A 7,769-nucleotide genomic window follows, 5' to 3' on the forward strand; every position below is an offset into this window, starting at 1 on the left:
GTTTCGTGGTCAGGCGGTCACTCGCCGGTGAAGTCGGCCTTGCCCGGTCCGTTGGCGATGAACGACTCCATGCCGATGGTCCGATCCTTCGTCGCGAACAGAGCGGCGAACTGCTGAGCTTCGATCTTCAGGCCCGTGTGCAGATCCGTGTCGAGGCCCTGGTCGATCGACGCCTTGGCCGCAGCCAGCGCCCGCGAAGCACCCTTGGTGAACTGCGACGCCCATTTTCTCGCGGCGTTGTACACCTCGTCCGGGGCGACGACCTCGTCGACCAGTCCGATGCGGAGCGCTTCCTCGGCTCCGACGAATCGACCGGTGAAGACCAGATCCTTGGCCTTGCTCGGACCCACGAGCCGTGCCAACCGCTGGGTACCGCCGCCGCCGGGGATGACGCCGAGAAGCACTTCCGGCACACCGAGTTTCGCATTGTCGCCCGCAATTCGCCGGTCGGCGCTCAACGCGACCTCGAGGCCACCTCCGAGTGCGTAACCCGTGATCGCCGCGACGACGGGTTTGGGGATCTCGGACACCGACCCGAGTGCGGACTGCAGATCCCCGATGATGTCGGTCATCTGCGCGGGCGACAACTCCACCATTTCCTTGATGTCCGCACCGGCGGCGAAGACCTTCTCGCCGCCGTAGACGATGACAGCCTTGACCGACGAATCGATCGTCGCGGCACGCGCGGCGGCCCTGATCTCCTCTTGCACCTGACGGTTCAACGCGTTCATCGGTGGTCGATCCAAGCGGATGGTGCCGATACCGTCGGATACCTCGAGATTCACGAACTCAGCCATGTCCGCACACGCTACCGGGTGCCCGGTGTCATCTCCCCGACCACGGGTGCGCACTGCCCGCGTAGTAGGCCTCGTGGTCGGGAAAGTCGACCCGCAGTTCCCCGTCGACGTGGTAGAGGTTCGGCTGGATGGGAGTGATGACCGGTTCCGCGGCAAGGACGTCGGACACCGAGTCGAAGGCCGACAACCCGGCCAGTTGACTCCACGTGGGGGGAAGCAGAATCGTCCGTCCGCCGCGCCAGTCGTCCAGTGCGGATTCGAGTGACCGCCACCCGACCGACGCGGCCTCGCGCGTGTCACCGTCGGCGATCTGCCCTTCGGGCGTGACCGCGACGAAGAAGTGGGTGTCGTAGCGGCGCGCCTCGCCGTTCGGCGTGATCCAGTTGGACCACGGTCGCAGCAGGTCGGTCCGCAGGACCAGACCGTGGCGCTCGAGGAAGGCTGCGAAGGTGAGTTCGTGCCGTTCGAGTGCCGCCCGGTCGTCGGCGTAGACGGAGGTGTCACGCACAACCGAGTCGGGTGTCGGACCGGCGAGCAGCACTCCGCATTCCTCGAACGTCTCGCGGGCCGCCGCGCAGACGAGTGACGCAGCTCTGCGTTCGTCGACGCCCAGCCTGCTTGCCCACCACGAGGCGTCGGGCCCTGCCCAGGCCAGGTCGGCGTCACCGTCGGACGCGTCGACGCCGCCGCCGGGAAACACGGTCATGCCGCCGGCGAACGCCATGCCGGACACGCGCTCGAGGAGGAACACCTCGATTCCGGCCGTGGCATCGCGGACGAGGATCACGGTCGACGCGTCCCGGGCGGGCACAACTTCGGTCGGAGTCATCCTCGGAAACTACAACGTCCGATTGTCGGACGTGTCACCGGCGGTGCTGCCCGGCAGCTCGTGTCCGCCGAGCGAAGAAACGCCCGTCGACCCGATCGAGAGTGATCGACTGGCTGAATGCCTCCGTCAGGTTCTCGGCGGTGATCACGTCGTCGACGAGCCCCTGCGCCACCACACCACCTTCCTTCAGCAGCAGTGCGTGACTGAAGCCCGGGGGAATCTCCTCGACGTGGTGGGTGATCAGGACGGTGGCCGGTGCGTCGGGATCGGCGGCGAGATCCGCCAGTCGCGCGACGAGTTCCTCGCGGCCGCCCAGGTCGAGACCCGCGGCGGGCTCGTCGAGCAGAAGGAGTTCGGGGTCGGTCATCAACGCACGGGCGATCAACACGCGCTTGCGTTCGCCTTCGGACAACGTTCCGTACGTCCGCTGCGACAGATGTTCGGCTCCGAGACTCTCCAGCATGTCCACCGCGCGCTCGGTGTCCATGTCGTCGTACCGTTCACGCCACCGTCCCAGCACGCTGTATCCGGCGGACACGACCAGATCGCTCACCGTCTCGTCGGCAGGGATGCGATGAGCGAGAGCCGACGACGACAGTCCGATGCGCGTCTTGAGATCAGCGACGTTGGCCTTCCCCATCACTTCACCGAGGACGTGTGCGGTGCCCGACGTCGGATGCACCTCGGCGGCTGCGATCCGCATCAGGGAGGTCTTGCCCGCCCCGTTGGGTCCGAGCACCACCCATCGTTCGTCGAGTTCCACCTGCCAGGTGACCGGGCCGACCAGCGTCACCCCACCTCGCCTGATGAGTACGTCGTTGAAATCGATGAGCAAATCGGGATCCGGTTCAGACACGTGATCTATCTTGTCGCACATCCATCCCCCACACACGGCAGGATCTCGAAGCGTGTCGCCCTTCATTGATCACACCGACGATCGTCCCGCCTCCCGCGAGGAGTCCTCTCCTCCGGGCTCTCCGTTTCCGTTGGGAGCTACTGCGTCGGCAAGTGGTACGCAATTCGCGGTCCACTCGCCCGAGGCCGACGGCGTCGAGGTATGCCTTGTCGATCCCGACGGCTCCGAACGGCGCGTCGAACTTCGGGAGAAGACCTTCGGGATTCGGCACGGTTTCGTCCCCGGCGTGACCCCCGGCACCAGATACGGGTTCCGAGCGCACGGTCCGTGGGACCCGGCGGGCGGGCGACGCTTCAACGGCCGGAAGATTCTTCTCGACCCCGCGGGCCGGCAGATCGCCGGGCAGCTGGGCGACGCGCACGCCCTTCTCCCCTACGACGACGAGCCGTTCGGGCAACCGAGCACAGTCGATTCGCTCGGGCACATGCCGTTGTCGGTCGTCACCGACCCGGCCGTCCTGCGCGAGGTCGTCCGGCCGTCCGTTCCCTGGGATCGAACCGTGCTGTACGAGCTCCACGTCGGCGCCTACACCGCCAGACATCCGGACGTACCCGCGCAGCACCGAGGGACGTACCTGGGCCTCACGGCACCCGCGGTACTCCGACACCTGACCACACTCGGCGTGACGACGGTGGAACTTCTTCCGGTGCAGGCGATGTCGACCGAACCCGACGTGCGGGCACGGGGAATGCGTAACCACTGGGGATATTCGACGGGTGCGTTCTTCGCGCCCGATCCACGTTTCGCGTCCGAACCCGGCGCCGAGGTGACCGAGTTCAAGACGATGGTCGACGTACTGCACAGCGCCGGAATCGAAGTCGTGCTCGACGTCGTCTACAACCACACGTGCGAGTCGTCGGTGTCCGGGCCGTCGATCAGCTGGCGCGGACTCGACGCGCCGGGTTACTACCTGCTGGACGGTCGCGGTTACGACGTCGACATCACCGGGTGCGGCAACACACTCGACTCCGCGTCGCCCGCCGTGGTGCGCATGGTCTGTGACAGCCTGCGGTACTGGACCGAGGTCATGGGAGTCGACGGCTTCCGATTCGATCTCGCCAGCACGCTGGGCCGGCCGGGAGGGTGGCGATTCGATTCCCGCGCACCCCTCCTCACAGCCATCACGACCGATCCGGTTCTCTCACGAGTCAAGCTCATCGCCGAGCCGTGGGATGCAACGGGAGCCGGCTATCAAGTGGGTGGATTCGGCCCGATGTGGTCCGAATGGAACGACCGCTATCGCGACACGATCCGCCGATTCTGGGCGGAACAGATCGGTGTGCGCGAGCTCGCGTCACGGCTCGCCGGATCCGAGGACATCTACGGCGGTGGCAGCCGAAAGCCCTGGGCATCGATCAATTTCGTCACCGCCCACGACGGCTTCACCGCCCGGGACCTCGTGTCGTACTCGCGCAAGCACAACGAGGCCAACGGCGAGGAGAACCGCGACGGGACCGACAACAACATCTCGGTCGACCACGGCGTCGAAGGACCGACGGACGACCCGGCCGTCACCGGTGCACGAGCCCGCCACGTACGCGCACTGCTCGCCACCCTTGCACTGTCCACCGGAACGCCGATGCTGCTCGCCGGAGACGAACTGGGACACACGCAGTTCGGCAACAACAACGCGTACTGCATCGCCGAGGACGCACCAGCCGAGGACGCGTGGGCGATCGACTGGTCGAACGTCGATTCCGATCTCGTCGCGTTCGTCTCACGCGTGCTTCGGATCAGACGAAGCGCACCGTCGCTCCGGCAGCAGGAATTCTTCTTCGGACGGGACACCCCGTCGGGCCGACCGGACCTGGTCTGGTTCGACGGACACGGCAGCGAGTTGACGACCGAACAGTGGAACGACGACTCCGTCCGCACCATCCAGGCGTGGGTCGACGGCGGCGACGTCCGGTCCTACGAACCGGACGGCGTGCGCGTCGACGACGACAGCTCACTGCTGATCGTGCACTCCGGTGGTCCGACGGAGATCTCACTGGCCTGCCCGTCGTGGGCTGCCCGACGATTCGCGCCGGTGTTCGATTCGGCCGAACCACGCGGCATTCCGACCGACGCGGCGTCCGTCGAAGCCGGATCGGCGATCTCGCTGACCGGACCGGGTGTGCTCGTGTTCCGCAGCGACGGCAGGTAAGTCATGAACAGTTGAACGAGGGGTCCGATTCCGAACGCGTACAGCAGGGTCCCGACCCCGACAGTGCCGCCCAGGAGCCACCCCGTTGCCACCACCGCCAACTCGATGCACGTGCGAATCAGTCGCACGGACAGTCCGGTTCGCGCGACGAGTCCTGTCATCAACCCGTCGCGCGGACCCGGCCCCATGCCCGCACCGATGTACAGCGCAGTCGCGAAGGCGTTCACGACGATTCCGGTCACCAACAGCGCGATGCGGACGGCCATGTTCCCTACCTCCGGGAGCCAGTGCAGCGTGGCGTCCACCGCGATCGCAATGACCACGACGTTGCTGACGGTCCCCAGTCCGGGCTTCTGGCGCAACGGAATCCACAGGAGCAGAACGACGGCGCCGGTCAGTGCGGTGATCGCGCCGAAGCTCAACGGCACGTGCCGGCTGACTCCTTGATGGAACACATCCCACGGATCGAGGCCGAGACCGGCCGTCACCATCAACGCCATGGACGCTCCGTAGAGCCACAGTCCGACGTAGAGGGCAACCAGTCGGATCGTCAGTTCTCTGCGTGCGCGCGGCGGCACCGGTGTGTCGAGCTTCGTCCTTCTCATTCACCCAGTGTCGTTCTGATCTGGCGCTTGCCGAAACATCCAGTTTTCAGGCAGTGGACCCCTCCGACCGGACGTGGACGCTGTACGGCGGCGTGATCGTCGGGTCCGTGGAGACTACGGTCGGATTGCCGCGACTACCGTCATCGAGCCGGGCGCCACCTCGGTGAACCCCGCATCCCGCACGGCCACGGCCTGACCTGCCTCGACCAGGGCACGCGCTCGGCGCCACTGCTGCTCGTCGGCGTCACGCACGGAACAGGCGAACCCGGTGTGCGCCCAGTCCTGGCACTGCTCCGGAGTCATCGCGCCCGCGAGCAACATCGACGCGTGTCCGACCTGAGCGGCGGCTTTCCCCACCGTCATCTCGAGGGCCGGATCTATCCACAGCACCGGTACTCCCGGTGTCGGTGCACCCGCGTCGTCGTGCGCGACATCGGTGCCGCCGATCTGCAGACGCTTCACGCGAGGATCCAGGTCACCCACCCTGCCGGGAACGAAAGCGCGGGCGTGCGCGCCGCCGACGTCGACGGTCAGTCCGGGAACGTCCTGCGCAGCGGTCCAGTGCGCGCCCCGCGCGCGCCTGGCGACCTTGCGGATTCTCGACCCGGTCCACGCGAGGAAGCGGTCCTCCCACTCGCCGCCGGATCCGACACGTTCGTCCAGACACACCGCGACGGCCGCGGCCGCGGCGGCTTCCAGCAGACTGCTGCGCGGCGGCGGATCCGCCTTGGGGATGTGCAGAACGACGGCCATCGCCAGCACGTCCGCGGGATCCTCCGGATCGGCACGACCGCCGTAGCCCCGGGCCAGCACCGCATGCCGCTCGGCGAACGTGCTGAGCGAACTCTCGGCGGTCGCCTCCATCGGCCCGGCGCCGGGCACCGGGGTTTCCGGGATGTCGCTCACAGGATCGGGACTCGCCTGACGCCGCCGTCGACGGCGTCCGCAGCTTCGATCTCACTACGTGTCACGCCCAACATGAACAGGACCGCGTCGAGGTACGGGTGCGAGATCGCGGTGTCCGCGATCTCGCGCAACGCAGGCTTGGCGTTGAACGCCACTCCGAGACCCGCGGCGGTCAGCATGTCGATGTCGTTCGCTCCGTCTCCGACGGCCACCGTCTGTTCCATCGGAACACCGGCCTGGGCCGCGAACTCGCGCAACGCTGTCGCTTTGGCAGCTCGGTCGACGATCTCGCCGACCACACGCCCGGTCAGTTTGCCGTCGACGATCTCGAGTGTGTTCGCCTTGACGAAATCCAGTTCCAGCTCGTGAGCGAGTCCCTCGATGACCTGACGGAAACCACCGGAGACGACGCCGCAGGCGTACCCGAGACGACGCAGCGTACGAATGGTCGTGCGGGCACCCGCCGTCAGCTCGAGCTCGTCGGCGACGTCTTCGATGACGGATGCGTCGAGTCCGGCCAATGCCTGCACGCGTTGGTGCAGCGACTCGGTGAAATCGATCTCGCCGCGCATGGCGGATTCGGTGACCGCGCGAACCTCGGCCTCACGTCCGGCTTTGGCAGCCAGCATCTCGATCACTTCGCCCTGAACCAGCGTCGAGTCGACGTCGAAGACGATGAGTCGCTTGGAGCGGCGCGCGATGCCTGCGCGTTCGACGGCCACGTCGACGCCGACGCCCGCCGCGACCTCGGACAGACCTTTTCTGAGTTGACGGTCTGCGTCCGGCGACGTGTTGGTGGCCGTGACGTCGAGTTCGAGACCCGTGACCGGATAGTCGGCGACTCCGCGAATGGAGTCGATGTTGGCACCCTGTCTCGCGAGCTCGCGCGAGATGCTGCTGAAGGCCCGAGCGGTGACCGGACGGCCGAGGACGACGACGACGTGAGTCGCGAGACTCCGACTGCCCACCGGGTCGGCACCGATCTCGACGTCGACGTGGACGCCGACGGTGGACATGGCTTCCTCCAGCTCGTCCTGCAGTGCCTCGGGATCGCGTGGGCACGACAGCAGGACGCCGAGAGTCAGTCGGCCGCGGATGACCACCTGCTCCACATCGAGGAGGCTCACCTCGTGACGCGAGAGCGCCGCGAACAGAACCGAGGTGACGCCAGGTTTGTCGGGCCCGGTGACGGTGACGAGTACAGCGATGTCCTCGGTAGCGAAACCTCTGTCAGGCACCGATTCTCCCTTCGCGACGACGCTGACCTCGGTGGTGCGTCGCCATTCTTGCTGCTTGACTGATCAGATTGTCGCAAGCGAAGAGCCCCGCCCGAGTTCCGGGAGGGGCTCTTGCCGACTGACTGGATGTTTACTTGGGGTCGTGGTCGCCGGATCCTTCGTGGTCGCTCGTCGCGATAGGTGCGCGACGTGCCTGTTCGAGGACTTCGGTGGTGTGTCCACCATGGCTGCCTGGTCCGACGTGGGCTTCGGCGCGGAGGCGTTCGACCATGTGCGGGTAGTGCAGTTCGAACGCGGGACGCTCGGAACGGATCCGGGGCAGTTCGGTGAAG

The 7,769-nt window shown here is 66.7% G+C and carries 6 protein-coding genes and 2 pseudogenes; 1 reads left to right on the top strand and 7 read right to left on the bottom strand.

All coding sequences use genetic code 11. The annotated features are described in order from the left end of the window. Positions 1 to 17 precede the first annotated feature (17 nt). The 3 genes from CH290_RS13995 to CH290_RS14005 are packed head-to-tail and all read right to left on the bottom strand — an operon-like array spanning position 18 to position 2,503. Entirely contained in the window at positions 18 to 797 is a 780-nt protein-coding gene (locus tag CH290_RS13995; RefSeq protein ID WP_019664344.1) for an enoyl-CoA hydratase/isomerase family protein, read from the bottom strand. A 28-nt stretch (positions 798 to 825) separates the two neighbouring features. Beyond that, positions 826 to 1,626: an NUDIX hydrolase gene (locus CH290_RS14000; RefSeq protein WP_020110357.1), complete on the bottom strand. Its 801-nt coding sequence runs from the start codon at positions 1,624 to 1,626 to the stop codon at positions 826 to 828. A 34-nt stretch (positions 1,627 to 1,660) separates the two neighbouring features. Continuing rightward, entirely contained in the window at positions 1,661 to 2,503 is an 843-nt protein-coding gene (locus CH290_RS14005; RefSeq protein WP_020110358.1) for an ABC transporter ATP-binding protein, read from the bottom strand. Positions 2,504 to 2,534: 31 nt separating this feature from the next. Between CH290_RS14005 and glgX the strand changes: the two genes are divergently transcribed. After that, positions 2,535 to 4,688, top strand: coding sequence for a glycogen debranching protein GlgX (glgX, locus tag CH290_RS14010; RefSeq protein ID WP_020110359.1), 2,154 nt, complete (start codon positions 2,535 to 2,537; stop codon positions 4,686 to 4,688). A gap of 59 nt (positions 4,689 to 4,747) precedes the next feature. Here glgX and yczE read toward each other — a convergent pair. The 4 genes and pseudogenes from yczE to CH290_RS14030 form a co-directional block, all read right to left on the bottom strand. Then, positions 4,748 to 5,293, bottom strand: a pseudogene (gene yczE, locus CH290_RS31140) (membrane protein YczE); the annotation flags it as partial. A 114-nt stretch (positions 5,294 to 5,407) separates the two neighbouring features. After that, positions 5,408 to 6,199: an aminoacyl-tRNA hydrolase gene (locus CH290_RS14020; protein ID WP_020110360.1), complete on the bottom strand. Its 792-nt coding sequence runs from the start codon at positions 6,197 to 6,199 to the stop codon at positions 5,408 to 5,410. Continuing rightward, on the bottom strand, positions 6,196 to 7,437 hold the full coding sequence (gene serB / locus CH290_RS14025) for a phosphoserine phosphatase SerB (protein WP_051127719.1): 1,242 nt from the start codon (positions 7,435 to 7,437) through the stop codon (positions 6,196 to 6,198). Before serB ends, CH290_RS14020 begins: the two co-directional genes overlap by 4 nt. Positions 7,438 to 7,567: 130 nt before the next feature. Next, positions 7,568 to 7,769, bottom strand: a pseudogene (locus CH290_RS14030) (cytochrome ubiquinol oxidase subunit I); the annotation flags it as partial.

This window comes from Rhodococcus sp. 06-156-4 (assembly GCF_002259345.1).
GTDB lineage: Bacteria > Actinomycetota > Actinomycetes > Mycobacteriales > Mycobacteriaceae > Rhodococcoides > Rhodococcoides fascians_E.